General features: G+C 60.0%; 24 protein-coding genes. 10 read left to right on the forward strand and 14 right to left on the reverse strand.

Annotation, left to right across the window (positions count from 1 at the left end; all coding sequences use genetic code 11):
• Positions 1-31: 31 nt before the first annotated feature.
• Positions 32-790, reverse strand: coding sequence for a helix-turn-helix transcriptional regulator (locus AC1RO5_RS23830; RefSeq protein WP_493177986.1), 759 nt, complete (start codon positions 788-790; stop codon positions 32-34).
• Positions 791-939: 149 nt separating this feature from the next.
• Here AC1RO5_RS23830 and AC1RO5_RS23835 point away from each other — a divergent pair, with 149 nt between their 5' ends.
• The gene (locus AC1RO5_RS23835; RefSeq protein WP_493177987.1) at positions 940-1755 is read left to right on the forward strand and encodes a UDP-2,3-diacylglucosamine diphosphatase; all 816 of its coding nucleotides are present in this window, start codon (positions 940-942) and stop codon (positions 1753-1755) included.
• 149 nt (positions 1756-1904) lie between these two features.
• On the opposite strand, the gene AC1RO5_RS23840 is transcribed toward AC1RO5_RS23835, so the two are convergent.
• Both AC1RO5_RS23840 and AC1RO5_RS23845 read right to left on the reverse strand, forming a co-directional pair.
• Complete coding sequence (locus AC1RO5_RS23840) at positions 1905-2492, reverse strand: HD domain-containing protein (protein ID WP_493177989.1); 588 nt, start codon at positions 2490-2492, stop codon at positions 1905-1907.
• Positions 2493-2548: 56 nt separating this feature from the next.
• A complete protein-coding gene (locus AC1RO5_RS23845; protein ID WP_493177990.1) occupies positions 2549-2860 on the reverse strand; it encodes an Mpo1-like protein in 312 nt (103 codons plus the stop codon).
• Positions 2861-3018: 158 nt separating this feature from the next.
• On the opposite strand from AC1RO5_RS23845, the gene AC1RO5_RS23850 reads away from it, so the two are divergent.
• Positions 3019-4080, forward strand: coding sequence for an AraC family transcriptional regulator (locus tag AC1RO5_RS23850; RefSeq protein ID WP_493177991.1), 1062 nt, complete (start codon positions 3019-3021; stop codon positions 4078-4080).
• Here the strand turns inward: AC1RO5_RS23850 and AC1RO5_RS23855 are convergent.
• Positions 4037-5491 (reverse strand): TrkH family potassium uptake protein, encoded by a 1455-nt coding sequence (locus tag AC1RO5_RS23855; RefSeq protein ID WP_007938514.1) that lies wholly within the window; start codon positions 5489-5491, stop codon positions 4037-4039. The two genes, AC1RO5_RS23850 and AC1RO5_RS23855, sit on opposite strands and share 44 nt — an antisense overlap.
• Before the next feature lie 122 nt (positions 5492-5613).
• Here AC1RO5_RS23855 and AC1RO5_RS23860 point away from each other — a divergent pair, with 122 nt between their 5' ends.
• Positions 5614-6180: an NAD(P)H nitroreductase gene (locus AC1RO5_RS23860; protein ID WP_086946375.1), complete on the forward strand. Its 567-nt coding sequence runs from the start codon at positions 5614-5616 to the stop codon at positions 6178-6180.
• A gap of 83 nt (positions 6181-6263) precedes the next feature.
• Here the strand turns inward: AC1RO5_RS23860 and AC1RO5_RS23865 are convergent, their stop codons facing one another.
• The 6 genes from AC1RO5_RS23865 to AC1RO5_RS23890 form a co-directional block, all read right to left on the reverse strand.
• Positions 6264-7604 (reverse strand): sensor histidine kinase, encoded by a 1341-nt coding sequence (locus tag AC1RO5_RS23865; RefSeq protein ID WP_493177992.1) that lies wholly within the window; start codon positions 7602-7604, stop codon positions 6264-6266.
• Positions 7605-7670: 66 nt separating this feature from the next.
• The gene (locus tag AC1RO5_RS23870) at positions 7671-8120 is read right to left on the reverse strand and encodes an LTXXQ domain-containing protein (RefSeq protein ID WP_019648068.1); all 450 of its coding nucleotides are present in this window, start codon (positions 8118-8120) and stop codon (positions 7671-7673) included.
• A 281-nt stretch (positions 8121-8401) separates the two neighbouring features.
• On the reverse strand, positions 8402-9079 hold the full coding sequence (locus AC1RO5_RS23875) for a response regulator transcription factor (RefSeq protein WP_008010984.1): 678 nt from the start codon (positions 9077-9079) through the stop codon (positions 8402-8404).
• 7 nt (positions 9080-9086) lie between these two features.
• A complete protein-coding gene (locus AC1RO5_RS23880; RefSeq protein WP_064619574.1) occupies positions 9087-9500 on the reverse strand; it encodes a hypothetical protein in 414 nt (137 codons plus the stop codon).
• A gap of 109 nt (positions 9501-9609) precedes the next feature.
• Positions 9610-9909: a YciI family protein gene (locus AC1RO5_RS23885; RefSeq protein WP_019579534.1), complete on the reverse strand. Its 300-nt coding sequence runs from the start codon at positions 9907-9909 to the stop codon at positions 9610-9612.
• A 1-nt stretch (position 9910) separates the two neighbouring features.
• Positions 9911-10507 (reverse strand): septation protein A, encoded by a 597-nt coding sequence (locus AC1RO5_RS23890; protein ID WP_019648070.1) that lies wholly within the window; start codon positions 10505-10507, stop codon positions 9911-9913.
• 87 nt (positions 10508-10594) lie between these two features.
• Here AC1RO5_RS23890 and AC1RO5_RS23895 point away from each other — a divergent pair, with 87 nt between their 5' ends.
• From AC1RO5_RS23895 to rluB, 5 genes are all read left to right on the forward strand, one after another.
• The gene (locus tag AC1RO5_RS23895; RefSeq protein WP_493177994.1) at positions 10595-11458 is read left to right on the forward strand and encodes a PHP domain-containing protein; all 864 of its coding nucleotides are present in this window, start codon (positions 10595-10597) and stop codon (positions 11456-11458) included.
• A 13-nt stretch (positions 11459-11471) separates the two neighbouring features.
• Positions 11472-12101, forward strand: a complete 630-nt coding sequence (locus AC1RO5_RS23900; RefSeq protein ID WP_007938530.1) for an L-threonylcarbamoyladenylate synthase — start codon at positions 11472-11474, stop codon at positions 12099-12101.
• Positions 12102-12926: a segregation and condensation protein A gene (locus tag AC1RO5_RS23905; protein ID WP_007938531.1), complete on the forward strand. Its 825-nt coding sequence runs from the start codon at positions 12102-12104 to the stop codon at positions 12924-12926.
• An 11-nt stretch (positions 12927-12937) separates the two neighbouring features.
• Positions 12938-13924 carry an SMC-Scp complex subunit ScpB gene (gene scpB / locus AC1RO5_RS23910; RefSeq protein ID WP_493177995.1) on the forward strand — a complete coding sequence of 329 codons (987 nt, stop codon included), beginning with the start codon at positions 12938-12940 and terminating at the stop codon, positions 13922-13924.
• A 193-nt stretch (positions 13925-14117) separates the two neighbouring features.
• Positions 14118-15383 carry a 23S rRNA pseudouridine(2605) synthase RluB gene (rluB, locus tag AC1RO5_RS23915; RefSeq protein ID WP_018929938.1) on the forward strand — a complete coding sequence of 422 codons (1266 nt, stop codon included), beginning with the start codon at positions 14118-14120 and terminating at the stop codon, positions 15381-15383.
• A gap of 235 nt (positions 15384-15618) precedes the next feature.
• Here rluB and AC1RO5_RS23920 read toward each other — a convergent pair whose 3' ends face one another.
• Together AC1RO5_RS23920 and AC1RO5_RS23925 are read right to left on the reverse strand one after the other, a co-directional pair.
• Positions 15619-16584, reverse strand: a complete 966-nt coding sequence (locus AC1RO5_RS23920) for a M29 family metallopeptidase (protein WP_493177997.1) — start codon at positions 16582-16584, stop codon at positions 15619-15621.
• Between the two features lie 67 nt (positions 16585-16651).
• Positions 16652-16789 carry a hypothetical protein gene (locus AC1RO5_RS23925; protein ID WP_007938535.1) on the reverse strand — a complete coding sequence of 46 codons (138 nt, stop codon included), beginning with the start codon at positions 16787-16789 and terminating at the stop codon, positions 16652-16654.
• Positions 16790-17721: 932 nt separating this feature from the next.
• On the opposite strand from AC1RO5_RS23925, the gene AC1RO5_RS23930 reads away from it, so the two are divergent.
• Both AC1RO5_RS23930 and arfB read left to right on the forward strand, forming a co-directional pair.
• Positions 17722-19134 (forward strand): amino acid permease, encoded by a 1413-nt coding sequence (locus tag AC1RO5_RS23930; RefSeq protein ID WP_493177998.1) that lies wholly within the window; start codon positions 17722-17724, stop codon positions 19132-19134.
• 215 nt (positions 19135-19349) lie between these two features.
• Complete coding sequence (gene arfB / locus AC1RO5_RS23935; RefSeq protein ID WP_007938537.1) at positions 19350-19763, forward strand: alternative ribosome rescue aminoacyl-tRNA hydrolase ArfB; 414 nt, start codon at positions 19350-19352, stop codon at positions 19761-19763.
• On the opposite strand, the gene AC1RO5_RS23940 is transcribed toward arfB, so the two are convergent.
• Positions 19760-20974, reverse strand: coding sequence for an MFS transporter (locus AC1RO5_RS23940; RefSeq protein ID WP_493178000.1), 1215 nt, complete (start codon positions 20972-20974; stop codon positions 19760-19762). The two genes, arfB and AC1RO5_RS23940, sit on opposite strands and share 4 nt — an antisense overlap.
• Before the next feature lie 105 nt (positions 20975-21079).
• Positions 21080-21262 carry a hypothetical protein gene (locus AC1RO5_RS23945; protein ID WP_007938541.1) on the reverse strand — a complete coding sequence of 61 codons (183 nt, stop codon included), beginning with the start codon at positions 21260-21262 and terminating at the stop codon, positions 21080-21082.
• Between the last annotated feature and the right edge of the window lie 32 nt (positions 21263-21294).

Genomic DNA, 21294 nt, shown 5'->3' on the forward strand with positions numbered 1-21294 from the left:
GTGCTTGCGGGTGTCTGTCGCCAGACTCGCGTCATTTGTCGCCAGCCTCGCGACGCAATTTACCGGGTGAGGCGCCGAACTCACGCAGCACTGCTGCGGCGAATGCGCTCTGGGAGCTGTAGCCGACCCGACAGGCGATCTCGCCAATGGGCAACGCCGAATCGCGCAACAAGCGCACGGCGATGTGCAGTCGGCGACTGCGGATGTAGTCCATCGGTGTTTGCCCGCATTCCGCCACGAATCGCGCGTGCAAGCGAGCGCTGGACAGGCCGGCAATGCGCGCCAGATCGGCGACTTGCAGTGGATAGGCCGCGTATTGATCGATGTGAGCGTTGAGCGCTGCATACGGCAGACGACGACCGCCGACCGTGTCGGGCCTGGCATTGTTGAGGCTGGCCAGCAGCAACACCGCGCCTTGCTGGGCGATCAGCGGATCACTGATCGGGCTGCCCGCCAGCCAGCTCACCAATTGGCTTTGCCCGGCGTCCAGCGACAGGCGCCCGGCATTGTCGAGCAAGCGGCGGCTGGCCTCGGCGTGGTCCCCCAGTGACTGAGACACCCACTGATCGCTCGGTACATCCAGCACCAGGCAACGACTGCCATGGGCACTGTCGCAGGCATGATGCGCCCCGGACGGCACCACCACGAAACTCTGCTGAACCACCTGACTGCCAAGCCCCTCGACCTCGAAATCCAGTGCACCCGACAGCCCGAATACCAGTTGCGCGTAGTCGTGGCTGTGGACGATCAGGTCGTGGGTGTATTGGCGTAGTGTGAGGATCGGTCTCATCGCAGGTCTCGTGGCGATATTGATGAGTGAAGCCGCCAGTCTACACCGAGGCCCTGCGTTCGCGCGTTGTCACAGGACTGACTTGCGATTGTCATGGGCAATTAACCCGACCGGCGCAAGCTTGCCAAAACTTGTCCAGAGGGTTGCCCATGACCAGCGCCGAGCTCGCCAAACCCAGCCGTAAGCAACGTGTGCGGACCTTATGGATTTCCGACGTGCATTTAGGCACACGGGACTGCCAGGCCGAACACCTGTCGCAGTTTCTCAAGGGCTACCACGCCGACAAGATTTACCTGGTCGGTGACATCATTGACGGCTGGAAACTGCGCAGCGGCATGTATTGGCCCCAGGCGCACACCAATGTGATTCGTCGCCTGCTGACCATGAGCAAGCGCGGCACAGAAGTGATCTACGTCACCGGCAACCATGACGAATTCCTGCGCCGTTATTCGAAACTGATGCTGGGCAATATCCAGCTGGTGGACGAAGCCGTGCACGTGACCGCCGATGGTCGTCATCTGCTGGTGATTCATGGCGATCAGTTCGACGTGATTACTCGCTATCACCGCTGGCTGGCGTTCCTCGGCGACTCGGCCTACGAATTTACCCTGACCCTCAACCGCTGGCTCAACCATTGGCGGGCCCGTTATGGCTACGGCTATTGGTCGTTGTCGGCGTACCTCAAGCACAAGGTCAAGACCGCCGTCAGTTTCATCAGCGATTTTGAAGAAGCCATCGCCCACGAATGCGTCAAACGCGAGTTGCATGGCGTGGTGTGCGGGCACATTCACCATGCCGAGATTCGCAAGGTCGGCGAGGTGGATTACCTCAATTGCGGGGATTGGGTGGAGTCGTGCACGGCGCTGATCGAGCATTGGGATGGTTCGATCGAGTTGTATCGGCTGGCCGATGCGCAGGCGCGGGAGGCGGAGTTGAAGGCAATTAAAATCGCAGAACCAGCTTAAACCTGTGGCGAGGGGGCTTGCCCCCGTTGGGTCGCGAAGCGGCCCAAAAACCATTATCCCGGTTGTATCAGGTGGATCGCATGTGCAGGTTTTACGACTGCTGCGCAGCCGAACGGGGGCAAGCCCCCTCGCCACGGTGTGGTGTCAGGCTATAGCGCTTGTTCCTCCATCGCCGCCTTGTAGATCGAGTTCTTCGGCTGCGCAAACAACCGTTCCATCATCGGTTCGAAGAAGCTCAGCGGCAGTGTGTCGTATGCCGGATCGAACGCCGCCGCGTCGTACCGGGCGCAAAATTCGATGGTCGCCTGATACTGCGGATGAGCGCTGAATTGCTCGCGCAAGTGCCGGTCCATGCCCAGGTGATGGAAGAAGTAATAGCCCTGGAAAATCCCGTGTTTCTCCACCATCCACAGGTTCTCGGCACTGACGAACGGCTTGAGGATCGCCGCGGCGATGTCCGGGTGGTTGTAGGACCCCAGTGTGTCGCCGATGTCATGGAGCAAGGCGCAGACCACGTACTCTTCGTCGCGGCCATCGCGCCAGGCGCGGCTGGCGGTTTGCAGGGAGTGGGTCAGGCGATCCACCGGGAAACCACCGAAATCACCCTCCAGTAACTTCAAATGCGCCACGATCCTTGTAGGCAATTGCCGGGCATAGGCGCTGAAGTCTGCGGCGATGATCGCCCAGTCTTCCTGCGTGCCGTCCTGCATGTGAGTAAAACGGGCGCGGGCATTCATCGGCTATCCTCTTGTTCTTACTGAAAGGGATGTTTGGAGTGTAAGGCCAATGGAGCCTAGAACGGCAAGCGCCCCACAATCATGTCGCGGTACATGACGAAATCGCCGAGCAGGCTGTAAAGAGGATGCTGAAAGGTTGCAGGGCGATTTTTCTCGAAGAAGAAATGCCCGACCCAGGCGAAGCTGTAACCGGCCAGCGGCAGGGCCAGCAACAGCCACCATGCGCCTTTGACGATGGTCAGCGCCAGAATGAAAATAACCAGCGTGGTGCCGACAAAGTGCAGTCGTCGGCAAGTGCTGTTGCGGTGTTCGCTGAGGTAATACGGGTAAAACGCAGCGAAGCTGTTGAAACGTTTGATGTTTTCCACGACTGCGATCTCTGTGGTGTGCGCGCAGGCGACAAGTTGCGCTGCGGGTAGCTTATTTAAGTCTAGAGTGATCATAGGCATCAGCCAGTGACAATAGGCGCCACTTTAGTATCCTTCGGAATTGGGTCGTGGCATGCGGCCATCACGTAGTAAACGCCATGAGCGAAAGAACGACTTCTGCAAGCTGGGCGATGGGGATTGTCAAAGCACTGGAAATGGACGGCCTGGATTGTCGGGTTTTGTTCAAGCAGCTAGGGCTCGACTATGCGGCACTGGATGATCCGGATGCGCGCTTCCCGCAAGATTCCATGACGCGGCTCTGGCAGCGCGCGGTCGAGTTGTCCGGCAACCCGGCGATCGGCCTGAACATGGGCAAGGTGGTGCGACCGGCGTCCCTGCACGTCGCCGGTTATGCCTTGATGTCCAGCCGGACCCTGGCCGAAGGCTTTCAGCGTCTGGTGCGGTATCAGCGAATCATTGCCGAAAGTGCCGATCTGAGTTTTCGCATATTGGACGAGGGTTATGCGCTGATTCTGACGGTGCATGGCGACCACTTGCCGCCGACCCGACAAAGCGCCGAAGCATCGATGGCCTGTGCCCTGGCGTTTTGCGGCTGGTTGACCGGGCGCACGCTGTGTCCGCGCAAAGTGCTGCTGCAGGGTGATCAGCCCGTCGATCTCGAACCGTATAAGCAAGCCTTCCACGCACCGATGATGTTCAACGCACCCTATGACGCCCTGATCTTCGAGCGCGCCGACCTGGAGGCGCCGTTGCCCACTGCCAACGAGGCCATGGCGCTGCTGCACGACCGCTTTGCCGGTGAATACCTGGCGCGGTTTTCCGAGAGCCGCGTGACCCACAATGCGCGGCAGGTGTTGTGCCGCTTGCTGCCCCAGGGCGAACCCAAGCGCGATGCAGTGGCGCAGGCGCTGCACCTGTCACAACGCACCTTGCAGCGACGCTTGCAGGAAGAGGGCACGAGTTTTCAGACGTTGCTGGATGACACGCGGCGTGAACTGGCCGAGCAATACCTGGCGCGACCGAGCATGACGCTGCTGGAAATTGCCTACCTGCTGGGGTTTGCCGATCCGAGCAACTTCTTCCGCGCTTTCCGACGCTGGTTCGACACCACCCCCGGCGAATACCGGGCGCGGCTGACGGAAGCGCTCAAGCCGGTCAGTGACGCCAGAACGCAGGGATACACAGAACAAACACCGTAATGATTTCCAGCCGGCCCAGCAGCATGCCGAACGAGAGAATCCACTTCGCGGCATCCGGCAGGCTGGCGAAGTTACCCGCCGGGCCAATGGTTTCGCCCAACCCCGGGCCGACGCCAGACACTGTGCTGGCCGCGCCGGTAAGGGCTGTCATCCAGTCCACGCCGAGCAGCGACAACAGCAGCGCGATCACGCAAATGGTGATGGCGAAAAAGAACGAAAAGGTCAGGATCGAACGCACGATTTCTTCGTCGAGACGGTGTCCGTTGTACTTCTGCTTGATCACCGCGCGCGGGTGAATCAACTGGTTAAGGTTGGCCTTGAGCAGAATGTAGGCCACCTGGAAGCGGAAAATCTTGATCCCGCCAGCGGTCGAACCCGAGCAGCCGCCAACAAACCCCAGATAAAAGAACAGCATCAGCGAGAAGTTGCCCCAGAGGCTGTAGTCCCCGAGTGCAAAACCTGTCGTCGTCACCACCGAAGTGACGTTCAGCGCCACATGCCGCAAGGCGTCCAGCCAATGCAATTGGGTGGTCCACCAGTACCAGGTGCCGAGCACCAGCCAGGTCACCAGCAGCATGCCGAGCAAGCCTTGCACCTGTTCATCCTTGATCAGCGCCCGACGGTTACCGCGCAATGTGGCGACATACAGGGTGAACGGCAGGGCGCCGAGAATCATGATGACGATCGCGACCCAATGCACCGCAGGCTCTGGCCACTTGGCCAAAGACTGGTCGGAGGTGGAAAACCCGCCGGTGGAAATCGCCGACATTGCATGGTTGATCGCGTCGAACGGGCTCATCCCGGCCCACCAGAACGCCAGGCTGCCGAAAATGGTGATGCCGACGTAGGTCGCAACGATCAAACGCGCCACCATGTGCGAACGGGGCATGACCTTTTCGGAACGGTCTGACGACTCGGTCTGAAACAGCCGCATGCCACCGATGCGCAGCAATGGCAGAATCGCTACCGCCATGCCGATAAAGCCGATTCCGCCGATCCAGTGCAGCAATGAGCGCCACATCAGGATGCCGGGGGACATGGTGTCCAGGCCCGTGAGCACCGTCGAACCGGTGGCGGTGATGCCGGACATGCTTTCGAAGAACGAATCGGTGTAGCTGATGTGTTGGGTCAGCAGGAACGGCAGGGCGGCGAAGATGCACACCACCAGCCAGCTGCTGACGGTCAGCAGGTACATGTCTCGCGGGCGCAGATGGATGTGTTCGGGGCGCCCTGGAATGACCAGGGCCAGGCCGGCGACAAAGGTAATCATGCTGGCCCAGAGGAACGACGGCAGGTCGCTGGTGCGCTCGAAGATCACCAGGGTGGCCATCGGCACAACCATGGAAATTGCCAGCGTGATCAGGAAGATGCCGATGATGAAACCAATGATCCGTAAGGTCGGCAACGCCATGAAGTCCGCTCGGGCTGAAGTAGGGAAGGGCGCCATTCTACCTGCGAGGCAGGGCATGTAAACCGGCAGCCCTGCGCCGGATACCGCTAGAATAGGCAGACATTTTTTTCAGGAGGTGGCCGATGCAGGCTCTCGACGCTTTGCTCAACCGTGTTTCCGTTCCACGACTACTCGATCCGGCGCCTACTGCCGAGCAACGCGAAGTACTGTTTGCCGCCGCGATGCGCGCGCCAGACCACGGCCATTTGCAGCCTTGGCGCTTCCTGACAGTCGAAGGCGCGGCGCGCGAGCAAATGGGCGAGTTGCTGGCCGAAGCGGCGAAGCTGCAAGACAGCGAGGTGTCAGAAGCCGCTCTGGACAAGGCCCGTAATGGCCCGCTGCGTGCTCCGCTGGTGGTTGTGGTGATCGCGCGTTTGCAGGATCACGTCAAATACCCCAAATCCGAGCAATTGTTGGCGGCAGGCTGCGCGGCTCACGGGATTTTGCTGGCCGCTTACGCGCAAGGCATTGGCGCCGTATGGCGCACCGGTGAGCTGGCCTATTCGCCGCATGTAGCCAAGGGGTTGGGTTTGGCCGAAGGGGAAGAGGTGATTGCGTTCCTTTATCTCGGTACGCCGCAGAAAGAACCGCGTGTGGCGGAGAAGGTTGATCTGGCCGAGTTTGTCAGCGCCTGGTCCGGTAAGGCCTGAAGATCAAAAGATCGCAGCCTCGTTGCACTTGTAGGAGCTGTCGAGTGAAACGAGGCTGCGATCTTTTTGCATCACCCCCAAATTTACGGCTGCACCACCGCCCCCGGCACCAACGGCAATTCCAGGCTGGCAACAAACCCGCCCCCAGGATGATTGGCCAGTACCAGACTGCCGCCATGGCGTTCCGCCGCACGGCGTGCAATGGCCAGCCCCAGGCCATGCCCGGCCGTTGTCTGCCCCGGTGCCCGATAGAACGGTTCACCCAGTTGATTCAAATGCTCGTCTTCTACGCCAGGGCCATGATCGCGCACGCTGACCACAATCCTGTCGCCCTGACGCGACGCCTGCATTTCGATCGGTTGCCCGACCGGGTTAAAGCGCTGGGCATTGCGCAGCAGGTTGTCCACGGCGCGCTCGATCATGGTCGGCCAGCCTCTGAGGTTCAGTTGCGGCTCGGCCTCAAGGCGCACGTTCTGCTCTGGCGAACCTAGCTGAGCGTCCTTTTGCAGAGTATTGAGCAGTGCGTTGAGATCCACCTCTTCGGCGCTGGCGTTGTCGGCATCGACCCGTGCCAACACCAGGATTTCGCTGATCAACGCTTCCAGACGATCACATTCACGGGTCAGGCGCGGCCAGAGTTTTTCCCGTTCCTGGGGATTGGCCCGCTCGGCCAGTGCCAACGCAATGCGCAGTCGGGCCAAGGGCGAGCGCAATTCATGGGACACATCGCGCAGCAATTGCCGCTGACTGCCGATCAGGCTTTGCAGACGCGCGCCCATGCGGTTGAAGTCGTTGGCCAATACGCCGAATTCATCGCGGCGGTTGGCCAGTTTCGCCAGGCTATTTTGTTGATAGGTCGTCTGTCCCAACTCATGCACTGCGCCACGTAAACGGCTCAGTGGTCGGGTGATGGAAAAGGTCACCAGCAGGCTGAACAGGGTCAGTACCACCAGGGCGATACCCAGCGCACTCAACGGCCAAAGCAGGCTTTCACGGTGCCAGGCGTCCAGTTCCGGGTGCGGAATGCGATAGATCAGCAGGTAGGTGTCGCCCGTCTTGGCGCTGGTGTATTCATCGGTCAGGCGTCGCCACGGCAGGCGCCGATCATCGTTTTGCTGCCGTGCTTCGAAGGCGGCTGCACGCCGAGGGAAGGTGCCGCGTACCACCGGGTCTCCTGCCTCGTTGAGCACCTGAACGTCGATGTGATACTGGCGCTTGCGCTGCTCCAGAATGTCCTGGGCGGCTTCCTCGCCCTGGCTCTCGTAGGTTTGCGTCCACTGTTCGGCCAGGGTGTTGAGGCCTGGGTGGCGACTGAGAATCCACGCGTCCTGGTTGAGCATGTGCCCCAGCAAAATGGAAAGCCCTGCAACCAGAGCGATGGCCAGCCAGAAGCTGGCCAGGATACGCCAGAACAATGAGCGCACAGAAAATCCTCGAACAAGCACAATCAGACCCAACGGTGATTAGCCGTTGGGTCCGGGGTTAACGCATTATTGCGCTTTTTGCGCTTGCTGCGCTTTCCAGGCCTGGAACTCGGCCCATTCGGCGCGACGCTCAGCTTGTTTCTTCTGGATCTCGTCGAATTGCTTCTGTTGATCCGGTTTCAGCAGGGCGCGAACGTCGGCTTCGGCTTTCTTGTGCTTGGCCTCCATCTCGTCTTTCAGGGCTTTCTGGTCAGCTGGAGAGAGTTTTTCCAGGTACTTGTCGACCAGTTGCTGACGCTCGTGCATCTGCTCGCCCATGATTTTACGGATCTGCTCGCGCTGTTCGCGGCTCAGGTCCAGTTGGCTGTAAGGGCCTTTACCGTGCATGCCGTGCATCTGACCGCCGTGGCGTGAGCCGTCCATGTGATCACCCATCGGGCCTGTGCCTTCAGGCATGGCCATGGCAACGGTCGGCAGGGCGGCAGCAAACATCAGAGCGATAAGAGTCTTGCGCATGGTGTATCTCCTTGTCTCGTTCCCGGTACGTTCCGGATGTGTGCAGATTACGCAGATCAAGGTCAACGGCGGTCAGCGGAGCGTAAAGCTTGGGTAAAGACGGTTTTCTGCCTTCCTGACAAAATTCCAGATGCAGGCACCAGACTGTGGCGAGGGAGCTTGCTCCCGCTGGACTGCGCAGCAGTCCCCTTCTTTTTAGGTAAAGAGTGGGGCCGCTTCGCAGCCCCGCGGGAGCAAGCTCCCTCGCCACAGGTTGCTGTTATTCGGTTCTTTCTCGGTTCTTACAGGCTGTAGTAGTAACCGCGACTGCGCAGGGCCACGATGCGCGGACGGCCGTCGGGGTGTGGGCCGATTTTTTTGCGCAGGTTGCTGACGTGCATGTCCAGGCTGCGGTCGTACAGGGTCAGTTTGCGACCGAGGGCGATTTGCGCCAGTTCCTGTTTATCCAGCGGTTCGCCGGGCTGCTTGAGCAGGGCTTCGAGCAGGCGGCTTTCGGAAACAGTGAGGGTGAATTCCTGTTCATCGATGCTGACCACCCCGCGCACCGGGCTGAAGCACAGGTCGCCCAGTTCGAGCTGGCTGGAGACAGCCGTCGGATGACTGCGGCGCAACACCGCGCGCAGGCGGGCGGTCAGTTCCCGTGGGTCGCACGGCTTGGCCAGGTAATCGTCGGCGCCCAGTTCCAGGCCGAGAATGCGGTCCAGCGGTTCGCCACGGGCCGACAGCATCAGCACCGGCAAATCCGGATGGTCGCTGCGCAGTTGCTTGAGCAGTTCCAGGCCGCTGCCGTCCGGCAGCATCACGTCCAGCACCACGGCCGCCGGAGACGTTTCGGCCAACGCGCGACGAGCGCTCTGGCCATCGTGGCAGGCGCGAACCTGAAAGCCTTCCTGGCTCAGCCAACTGCTCAGGAGCTCACACAGCTCCTGGTCATCATCAATTAGTAACAGCTCGCTCATGACTCACTCAATTTAGCCATTGCCTACGTTTTCTGGTGGCACCACTGGCGAAGATACCGCAGAGCAGAGCCAATAGCGCTACTGCGGCCCCAATAACGAACCACTGCTGCTGATCGGTCAGCAGGCGCGGTAGCGGGCTGCTGGCCAGGGTTTCCTTGAGTTGCAGCTTCAGGCGCTGATTCTCCTGGCGCAACCGGCTCAGCTGGGCGCTTTCGCGTTCGCCATCGGTGGTTTGCAATTGTTTGCTCAGTGTTTCTCGTTGCTGCTCGCTTTCTTTCAAGCGCTGTTGCAACTCGGTGATCTGGCTACCGGCGCTCAAGGACAGCGGCGTCGAATTACCGCCATTGGCGCTTTCTTCACCATGGGCGGGCGCCATGATCGACAACGTCACCAACATCAGACACAACGGACCTTTGCGCATCGCAACTCCTGATTCCAATACGAGTATTGGGCAGGTTGTCGGCCGGTAAACGAGAATAATGAGCGTTGAGCGCGCGATGAGCCGATAAGGTTCATCGCGCAAAAGGAATTTACGGCAGGACTTGCTTGAACGGCTTGACCAGAACATTGGCGTAGACGCCTGCGGCAACGTACGGATCGGCGTCGGCCCAGGCCTTGGCGGCGCTCAGGGATTCGAATTCGGCGACGATCAGGCTGCCAGTGAAACCGGCCGCGCCCGGATCATTGCTGTCGACCGCCGGGTGTGGGCCGGCCAATACGATACGACCTTCGCCTTTGAGCACTTGCAGACGCTCAAGGTGCGCAGGCCGTGCGGCCAGTCGGGCTTCCAGGGAGTTGGCGACGTCTGTGGCAATGATTGCGTAAAGCATGTCAGTCCTCGGTTTTTGGCGTTGTGGTGTCGGCGTCGTGCAAATGGCGGGACAAGTAGATGCCCTGGCCGACCAGGAACAGCAAAGTCATGCCCAGGCTGCCGAAGACCTTGAAGTCTACCCAGTAGCTCTGGAAGGTGAACGCGACGAACAGGTTGGCGGCACCGCAAAACAGGAAAAAAACGATCCAGGCGATGTTCAGCCGGGTCCAGACCGGCTCCGGCAGGGTCAGCGCGTGGCCCATGATGCGTTTGATCAGCAGTTGGTCACCGACAAAGTGGCTGCCGATGAACGCGAGGGCGAACAGCCAGTTGACCACCGGGGCTTTCCATTTGAGGAAGGTCTCGCTGTGGAACGCCAGCGTCAGGCTGCCGAAGACCAGGCAGGCAATGAGGGTCAGCCACTGGCTTTTCTCCAGCTTGCGCTGCTTGATGTACAGCGTGCCGTAGACCACCAGGGAGCTGATGATCAGCATCGCGGTGGCGCTGTAAATACCACCGACAGACAGTTGATGACCGCCAATGTCGACGACCCGCGGGTCGATTTTGAAGACGATGAAAAACAGCAGAAGCGGGATGAAGTCGATGAATTGTTTCACAGTGGCAGCCAGAAGCAGGATGTGGCGGCATAATAACAAACATATTGACGCGCGATAGCGTCCGCTGATTTGAGGTTACATAGTCCTGTGAATGTTGATTTGCACTGCCATAGCACGGCCTCCGATGGCGCCCTGGCGCCTGCGGCACTGGTTGCGCGTGCGTTCGAGAAAGGCGTGCGAGTCCTGGCCTTGACTGATCACGACACCCTTGAAGGCCTCGACGAGGCCCGTAGCGCCGCGACGGCGCTGGGGATGCAACTGGTCAACGGCGTCGAATTGTCCTGCACCTGGGGCGGGGCGACCATTCACGTGCTGGGCTACGGTTTCGACGTCAATGCCGCGCCGTTGGTCGAGGCCATCGCCAAACTGCACGATGGCCGTTGGCTTCGGTCCGAAGAAATAAGCCGCAAGTTGGCGTTGAAAGGCATGCCGGGGGCGCTTGACGGCGCCCGGGCGATTCAGCAGGAGCTGGGCGACAGCGGCAACGCGCCGGCCCGTCCACACTTCGCCGACTGGATGGTGCGCGAAGGTTTCGTCAAGGATCGCGCCGAAGCGTTCCGCAAATGGCTGGGTGCCGGCAAGCTGGGGGACGTCAAACTACACTGGCCGACTCTCGAAGACACCGTCGAGACCCTGCGCGCCGCGGGTGCCTGGGTCAGCCTGGCGCATCCCTGGCACTATGATTTCACTCGCAGCAAGCGTCGCCGCCTGATTTCTGACTATATTCAAGCCGGGGGCCACGCGATTGAAGTGGTCAATGGCCATCAGCCCTCCGAGCAAGTGGGCAGCCTGGCGATTCTTGCCCGTGAGTTTGGTCTGCTGGTCAGCGCCGGCAGTGATTTTCATGGCCCTGGAGGCTGGTCCGAGATCGGTGAATACCGCCCGCTCCCGGAGGATCTGCCACCACTGTGGTGTCGATTCAAACATGACCCAATTATTGCCGCCGTCTGAACAGGTAGAGAATGTGAGTCAATTTTTCCAGATTCATCCGGAAAACCCGCAAGCGCGCCTGATCAAACAGGCTGTCGAGATCATCCGCAACGGCGGGGTGGTGATTTATCCCACAGACTCTTCCTATGCCATTGGTTGCCAGATCGGTGACAAGACCGCCGTGGAGCGTGTGCGCCGGTTGCGTCAGCTGGATGAGAAGCACAACTTCGCGTTGATTTGCAGCGACCTGTCGCAGTTGGGGCTATTTGCCAAGATCGACACCGGCACCTTCCGTTTGCTCAAGGCCCATTTGCCAGGGCCTTACACCTTCATTCTCAACGCTACCCGTGAAGTCCCGCGGCTGTTGCTGCACCCGAAAAAACGCACCATCGGCCTGCGCGTACCAAGCCACCCGATTGCGTTGGCGCTGCTGGAAGAACTCGGCGAACCGCTGATGAGCGTGACCCTTATCATGCCCGGCGACACCGACCCGTTGACCGATCCCTACGAAATGCGCCAGTTGCTGGAGCATCAGGTGGACCTGATCATCGACGGCGGTTTCGGCGGGATCAAGGCGTCCACCGTGATCAACCTCGCCGACGGCGAGCCGGAAGTCATCCGTGTCGGTTGCGGCGACCCTACGCCATTCATGGCCGAGGCGTAGATGTCTGCAGTAGAACCAGAACCCGTCGACAGCCAGGCCGGCGCCCAGCAAGAACTGCCTTTCGCCATGGTCTATGGCCAGGCGGTCATGGAAATGCCGCTGGACCTGTACATCCCGCCGGATGCGCTCGAGGTCTTTCTGGAAGCCTTCGAAGGCCCGCTCGACCTGCTCCTGTACCTGATCCGCAAACAGAACATCAATATCCTCGACATCCCGGTGGCGGAAATCACCCGCCAGTACATGGGCTATGTCGAGTTGATGCAGTCGGTGCGCCTGGAACTGGCCGCCGAGTACCTGGTGATGGCCGCGATGCTTGCCGAGATCAAGTCGCGGATGTTGCTGCCGCGAGCCGAAACCATTGAAGACGAGGAAGACGACCCTCGCGCCGAACTGATCCGCCGCTTGCAGGAATACGAACGCTTCAAGGCCGCCGCCGAAGGCATCGATGGCCTGAGCCGCGTCGGCCGCGATGTCGTGGTGCCCAAGCTCGACGCGCCGGAAGCCCGGGCGCGCAAGCTGCTGCCGGACGTGAGTCTGGAAGAGTTGCTGATGTCCATGGCCGAGGTCTTGCGCCGGGGCGACATGTTCGAAAGCCACCAGGTCAGCCGCGAGGCACTGTCCACTCGCGAACGCATGAGCGATGTACTGGAGCGACTCAAGGGCGGCGGTTTCGTGCCCTTTGTCGAGCTGTTCACCGCTGAAGAGGGGCGTCTGGGGGTAGTGGTGACCTTTATGGCGATCCTCGAACTGGTAAAGGAATCCTTGGTCGAGCTGGTGCAGAATGAGCCGTTCGCGGCGATACATGTGCGAGCCCGAGCCGAATAACGAGTTGAATCATGAACCTGACTGAACCCCGCGAGCTGGCGCCACTGCTTGAAGCCTTTCTGTTGGCCTCGGGAAAACCACAATCGCTTGAGCGCCTGTTCGAACTCTTCGAAGAAGGCGAGCGGCCTGAACCAGCGGTTTTCAAGAAAGCGCTGACGATTCTGGGCAAATCCTGCGACGGCCGAGCCTTCGAACTGAAGGAAGTCGCCTCCGGGTATCGCCTGCAGATCCGCGAAAAGTTCGCGCCGTGGGTCGGGCGCTTGTGGGAAGAACGGCCGCAGCGTTACTCGCGCGCCATGCTCGAAACCATGGCCCTGATCGCCTATCGCCAACCGATCACCCGGGGCGAGATCGAAGACGTGCGCGGCGTGGCGGTCAACAGCCACATCGTCAAAACCCTGCTGGAGCGTGAGTGGATCCGCATCGTCGGTTACCGTGACGTGCCCGGCAAACCGGCGATGTTCGCCACCACCAAGGCGTTTCTCGATCACTTCAACCTGAAGAACCTCGACGACCTGCCGCCGCTGGCCGAGCTGCGCGAGCTGGAACCCGAGCCGATGCTCGAGTTCGACGACGCACCGGTGCCGGCCGGGTTACAAGAATTGGCGGATGCCAGCGCCGAGCCGGAAGAGCCCAAGGAAGAAACCAGCTTCCACACGCTGTTGCTGGAGCTGGACACCATGGAAGAGGGACTCAAGACCGATTTCGACGATTTGTTGCGCGATGGCGAGTTGACCGAGACCGAAGAGGTTTTGCAGCCGCCGGAGCCGGAGATCGACGCTGAGCTTCAGGTTGAGCCCGACGCCGCTGTCGAAGATGAGCAGGAACCAGAGCCTGAGGATGACATCCTTGGCGTCGCCGAGGCTCGCGAGAAACTGCTGGCCGCGGTTGCCGCGCTTGAACAACCCAAGCCCGAACCTGAACTGAGCGACGAAGAAGCCGAAGCCCGGGCCCTGGCCGAAGCGATCGAGGCCGAACGCCGCCAATTCGAGGATTGAAGTCCGCCAAAAAATCGCAGCCACCACCGGCCGGCGGAAAAACCAATAACCGACGGTCGATCAGCTAGTCTCTGATGCGCGAACGCTTCCATGAGCGTATGATTCGCGACCCTTTGACGATCCCTTCGTCAAACGACCAGATTTCACATCTTCAGGCCAAGGCCTGAACTTGATCACACCGGGAGGTGCCCAGATGAGTATCAACGACCAGAAAGACGACCAGGAAATCGGCCCAGCAGGCGAAAAACTGCAGAAAGTCCTCGCCCGTATCGGCGTCGGCTCGCGCCGTGACGTAGAAGCCTGGATCAGCCACGGCCGCATCAAGGTCAATGGCAAAGACGCCACCCTCGGCCTGCGCGTCGACCTGCATGACGCCATCACCATCGATGGCAAGGTGATCAAGCGCGAAGAAGCTGCCGAGTCGGTACGCCGCGTGATCATGTACAACAAGCCCGACGGTGAAATCTGCACCCGTGACGACCCGGAAGGCCGTCCGACCGTGTTCGACAAGATGCCGCGCCCGAAAGAAGGTCGCTGGATCAACATCGGTCGCCTGGACATCAACACCACAGGTCTGCTGATGTTCACCACCGACGGTGAGCTGGCCAACCGCCTGATGCACCCGTCCTACGAAATGGACCGTGAATACGCGGTCCGTGTACGTGGTGAAGTCGACGACGAGATGATCGAGCGTCTGAAGGCAGGCGTGGTGCTCGAAGACGGCCCGGCCAAATTCACCGACATCAAGCAGGCACCAGGTGGCGAAGGTTTCAACCACTGGTACCACTGCGTGGTGATGGAAGGTCGTAACCGCGAAGTTCGTCGTCTGTGGGAATCCCAGGGCCTGGTGGTCAGCCGTCTGAAGCGCGTGCGTTTCGGTCCGGTGTTCCTCAACTCCGACCTGCCGATGGGTCGCTGGCGCGAAATGAGCCAGCAAGAAGTCGACATTCTGAGTGCTGAAGTCGGCCTGACGCCGGTGGCGATGCCGCAAATGAATGCCAAGAGCAAAGACAAGCTCGAGCGTATGCAGCGCAAATCGTCCCGTCCGGTGGGCAAGACCGAACGCGTACGGACCCTGCGTCCTGCCGCTGGTGCTCCAGCTGCCGGCCCGCGTCCATCCCGCGAGCCGCAGATCGAAGGCGAGCGCCCGGCCCGCAAGCCAGCACCACGGCAGGACGGCGAGCGCGGTCCACGCACGCCACGTCCGGCCAACGGTCGTACTGAGCGTGGCGAAGGCCGTGGCGCTCCGTCCGGTGGTCGTAGCGATCGCGGTGCGCCTGCCGGCCGTGGTACGCCGGTGGCAGACCGCCCGGCCGACACCAAGCGCCCGGCCAAGCCGGCGCCGAAGAAACGCCCAGGCATCGTTCTGGTCGACAAGGACGCACCATCGGGCAAGCGCCGCGGTGCGCCAGCCGGTTCGGGCCAGCGTCCGGGCTTCGGTCGTCGCAAGCCTGAGTAATCGGTAAGCGCAGCATAAAAAACGCCATCCCCTCGGGATGGCGTTTTTTTGTGCCTGGCAGAACCGGTTCTCAATATGTAGGTAGAGTTGTGGCGAGGGAGCTTGCTCCCGCTGGGTCGCGAAGCGGCCCCAAAACCATTCACCTCGTTATGTCAGGCAAGCCGCGTCGGCAGGTTTTGCGGCTGCTGCGCACCCGAACGGGAGCAAGCTCCCTCGCCACAGGGGCCGGTGTTGCTCAGAAGACAAACCGCCCATCAAACACCGGCTCATCATCCAGTGTCAACACGCCACCAGAGAAGATCAGGTCCAGATGATGGCTGCCCTTGGCGCCTCCGCCCAACCCCAAGTGCAAGCCGCAATGGCGCTCTTCGAACCCGGCATTGCGCGCATACAACTCTTTCACGCCTTCGTTGGTGCCGATCCCCAACTCCTCGATGCGCCGGTTGGACGGATTGGCGTCCAGGTACTTGTTGAAGTCATGTTCCAGTCCCGGCACATCAGTGGCGATTTTGCTGATGGTCGAGTTCTCGATCCACAACTCCAGCGGTGATTCGAGTACGCCGTACTTGCGGGCAAACGGAATCGTGCTGAGGAACGTCCCCATGAACTTCACTCGGCCATTAATCGCCTCGCTATGGGTGGCAATTTCGCCGGGTGCCAGGTCGAAGTTGCCGACACCATTGATATCGGTCCACTTCTTGATACTGCTCAACGGTGTTTCGAACCACGAGCCGAGATCATCTTTGAAACTTAAAGTGGTGGCCTGGGACATGCGCTGGATCAAGTGGCTGTTCAACCCGGCAATCCGCTGCGGGGTGACACTGAACGTGTCGTAGAAGTAATCGCCGTAATCCTTGAACAGCAGCGACTTCTTCCAGTTTTCCGCCATCACGCCTTGCAGCGCGCGGACAAAGTCCGGGCCGTCGGGACGCGGGTTGGGCAGGGTGGAAGAGTCGTAGAAGAAAATGTACAGATCGCTGTCGACAATCGCCTTGGCCAGCAATTCGGTGGGTTCGAGGTCCAGGCGCATCGCGCTGAAGCTGAACCGTGGGCTGTTGCCGGCCTGTTCGGCAATGGCGCCGGTCAGCGCCTCGTAGTCAGCGGTATGGCCGAGCAAGACCTTCGCCGGGTTGATGCCGGCAACGGCAGGGTGATGTTCGAGGTAGTAAAGGAAATGCGAAATGGCACGCTGCTTATCCATGGAGTCCTCCCTGACAAACCTGGTAAGTGGCGGGCACGACCGGCCGGATCATGCCCGCCGGGATGTCTTACAGAGGCCACATCGCCGTGCCGAACGGAACAACCGCGTCGGCTTGCATCATTTCAACGGCGGCTTCATGGGTCGGTGCTTCAAACCAATCGTCCAGTTGCAGTTCAGTGTCCAAGTCTTTGTCCAGTGCTTGCATGGTGAATCTCCTGAATGACTTTTTCGGTAAGAACAGCGGCGCGTTTTTCATTCATTGAAGAGCGCGTCAACTTGCCGGTCGATGCGGCTCGGCAAGTCGCTGAAAACCTAGTTCACAGGTTTTTGAAATGCAAAAAAATAATTAAACAATTTTCATTTGAACTAATTATTCCATTTTGTAGAAAGTAAATTTCTTAATAAAAAACAGAAAACTAAGTTAGAAAACTCCTTAGGAAGCTTCCTATCGTCAATTTACAGTCAGCGGGTCTCTGGATCTGATTTGGAAAACTTGCGTTACGCACTGTAAATAAATCCTTACGAAAAGCGCCCCCAAACCCCGTGGAATGCCGCTGAGGAAAGGGCTGTAAGGAAAACCTGCCGTCCGCCGCCGCGATGGTGCTGTTCAAGGGCTCTGGCGCGCTTGTCTCAGCCTCGATTGAAAGGTGAGATGCGCCCCATGCCTGTCGTGCAGGTGCATAACAAGAAGGAGGCGCAATGAACGCCGTGACTCATCTCCATCTCTCTCCGTGGGGCGATTTTTCCGCTGCCCCCGTCGAAGACCTGCAAAGGTCTGACTCAATTTTTGCAGCCGCCCGAGACCTTCGAGGCGGACACAGGCAATCCCGGCAACCGACGCGCTGATCCAGCGATGTCTGGCAGCAGGGGGTTACAGGTGTACAATGCGCCGCGTTTTAACTGTGACCCTCTGCGCAACAGCGCAAACCTCAAGGCTATCCGCCTTGTTCACTCCGCCGCGTCACGAGCGTGTCGGGTTCGATTTCGTCACAGATAAAAACAAACAGGTGACGCATGACTGTCGTAAAAACGCTGAACTCCTGGTGCCTGCGCTGGGGTTTGATCGGCGCTGCTTGAAATCGCAACCGAGCAGCAACGTCTACTGAACATCATCAAACCTTGCGTGAGACCCTTTTCATGAGTGGACAAAACTCGCATTCAGGCGAGCTGAAACGCGGCCTGAAAAATCGCCATATTCAACTGATCGCCCTCGGTGGCGCGATCGGTACCGGGTTGTTCCTCGGCTCGGCCGGCGTGCTCAAATCCGCCGGCCCGTCGATGATTCTCGGCTACGCCATCTGCGGCTTCATCGCCTTCATGATCATGCGCCAATTGGGCGAAATGATCGTCGAAGAGCCGGTGGCCGGTTCCTTCAGCCACTTCGCACACAAATACTGGGGCGGTTTTGCCGGTTTCCTGTCGGGCTGGAACTGCTGGATTCTGTACATCCTGGTGGGCATGTCGGAGCTGACCGCGGTCGGCAAATACATCCACTACTGGGCGCCGGATATCCCGACCTGGGTCTCGGCTGCCGCGTTCTTCGTGCTGATCAACGCGATCAACCTGGCCAACGTCAAAGTCTTCGGCGAGGCCGAGTTCTGGTTCGCGATCATCAAGGTCGTGGCGATCGTTGGCATGATTGCCCTGGGTAGCTATCTGCTGGTCAGCGGCCACGGCGGCCCGCAAGCCTCGGTAACCAACCTGTGGTCCCACGGCGGTTTCTTCCCGAACGGTGTCAGCGGCCTGGTGATGGCCATGGCGATCATCATGTTCTCCTTCGGTGGCCTGGAGATGCTCGGTTTCACCGCTGCTGAAGCCGACAAGCCGAAAACCGTGATCCCGAAAGCCATCAACCAGGTGATCTACCGGATCCTGATTTTCTACATCGGTGCGCTGGTGGTCCTGTTGTCGCTGACCCCTTGGGACAGCCTGCTGACGACACTGAATGCGTCTGGCGATGCCTATAGCGGCAGCCCGTTCGTGCAGGTGTTCTCGATGCTCGGCAGCAATACCGCCGCGCACATCCTCAACTTCGTGGTCCTGACCGCGGCGCTGTCGGTGTACAACAGCGGGACTTACTGCAACAGCCGCATGCTGCTGGGCATGGCCGAGCAGGGCGATGCGCCGAAAGCCTTGTCGAAGATCGACAAGCGTGGCGTGCCGGTGCGTTCGATCCTGGCGTCGGCCGCCGTGACCCTGGTCGCGGTGCTGCTGAACTACCTGGTTCCGCAACATGCACTGGAACTATTGATGTCGTTGGTGGTGGCCACCCTGGTGATCAACTGGGCGATGATCAGCTTCTCGCACTTCAAGTTCCGCCAGCACATGAACAAGACCCGGCAGACGCCGCTGTTCAAGGCCCTGTGGTACCCGTACGGCAACTACATCTGCCTGGCGTTCGTGGTGTTCATCCTCGGTGTGATGCTGCTGATCCCGGGTATCCAGGTCTCGGTATATGCGATTCCGGTGTGGGTCGCGTTCATGTGGGTCTGCTACGGCATCAAGAACAAGCGCAGCGCCCAGCAGGCGTTGCAGGTTGCGGTGAAATAACGCAACGCGCAGAAACAACAAACCCGGCCAATGTGCCGGGTTTTTTGTGGGCGATGCAATACCTGTGGGAGCGTGGCTTGCCCGCGATTCAGGCGCCGCGGTTCATCAGGCATACCGCGTTATCGTTCATCGCGGGCAAGCCACGCTCCCACAAGGGCCGCATTCCTTCTGTCTATTCGCGGTATCCTGCTTGTTCTGAACCCGGACGCTTTTCCATGCTGGTGATTTCCAACAACGTGCATCTGCCGGATGCCGAGATCGAATTGACGGCCATTCGCGCCCAGGGCGCCGGTGGGCAGAACGTCAACAAGGTCTCCAGTGCCGTGCACTTGCGCTTCGACATTCCGGCCTCGTCCCTGCCCGAGTTCTACAAGGAGAGGCTGCTGGCGTTGCGCGACAGTCGCATCACCAGCGAAGGGGTGCTGATCATCAAGGCCCAGCAATACCGCACGCAGGAGCAGAACCGCGCCGATGCGCTGGAGCGTCTGACCGAGTTGATCCTCAGCGCCACCAAAGTGGAAAAGAAACGCCGCCCGACCAAGCCGACTCTGGGCTCGAAAAAGCGTCGGCTCGAATCCAAGACCAAGCGCGGCAGCATCAAGGCCGGGCGCGGAAAGGTCGACTTTTAACGCGCTTCTCTTTCTTCCCGGTGCTTTTCATTAAGGTGCTTTGGCGCCTGCCGGTACAAGTAAACGCTCAGCATCAATCCGCTCAAAGCGGCGAAGGCGGCGAACAGGAAGATCGAGGCAAACCCGAATCCTGCAGCAATCGCACCCGCCAGCGGGCCGGTAATTCCCAGTGACAAATCGATAAACAGCGAATAGGCCCCAACTGCTGCGCCACGGCTGGAGGCCGGCACCAGATTGACCGCTTCCACGCCCAATGCCGGGAACACCAGCGAAAAGCCGAAACCACTCAGCGCCGCGCCGGCCAGTGCCCAATGAGCATCCGGCGCCAGCCACAGCAGCAACAGCCCGAGGGTTTCCACCGAGAGGCAGGCAATCGCCACGCGAAAGCCGCCGAGGCGGTTGATCAGGTTGCCGAACAGCAACCGTGCGCCAATGAAACTGGCGCCGAACAAACTCAGGGACAGCACCGCGTTAGACCAATGCTGAGTGGCGTAATACAGAGTGATGAAGGTCGCGATGGTGCCAAAGCCGATGGAGCCCAGTGCCAGGCCGCAGCCATGAGGGAACACCCGTCCCAGCACATGCATGAACGGCAAACGTTCACCGGCGACAATCGGCGCCGCGGTTTTCGGCCAGGCCAGCGCCACGCCCAGCACGGCCAGCAGCACGATGCTCACGCCCATGCTCCACAAACCCAATTGACTCACCAGCAGCACCCCCAGCGGTGCGCCGACCGCCAACGCGCCGTAACTGGCGATGCCGTTCCAGGAGATGACCTTGGCGGTGTTCGCCGCGCCGACCCGACCGATGCCCCAGCCGATCGACCCGGAGCCGACCAGGCTTTCTGCGCTGCCGAGTATCAGGCGCCCGATCAACAGGCTGATCAAACTCAGCATCGGCAGGCTTTGCGTCCAGGCCGAAATTAGCATGAACACACCGCTCAAACCACAGCCGGCGAGGCCATACATCACCGCCAGTTTGCTGCCCTTGTTATCGATGATGCGCCCGGCGTAAGGCCGGCTGAGCAGGGTGGCCAGGTATTGCACGCTGATCACCAGCCCGGCGATCACCGCGCCGAAGCCGAGGTCGCTGTGGACGTAGCCGGGCAATACGGCCAGGGGAATACCGATATTGAGGTAACCGATGAAAGTGAACAGGACGATGGAAACGACTTGCAGCGTGACCGCCAGGGGGCGCTGGGTTTTTGACATGGGTAAAAGGTCCACGGGGCAGCGGGAATAGATAGGCTGCTTATGATAGCGGCGTGGACGGTCGCGGGGCGTGAAAAAGTAAAACTATTTGCCGAACGGGATGAGTCAGGATTTTGCGGGGGCGACCAGTTGCGTCGTGACCAGGGCGGCCAGGGCATTTTCTTCGCTGCCGAAGCGGGCCAGCAAGGCGGCTTGTTTCTCGGGGGAAAGGCGATTCCAGATCTCGATCATCTTCTCGGCGGTGCCGATCAGGACGCTGGCCTGGGCTTCAGTGAAATCATCGCTCATGGTGCGGGCTCGCGGTTCAGGCAGTGTGGAAA

Source organism: Pseudomonas sp. GW822-FHT02G04, assembly GCF_058802085.1.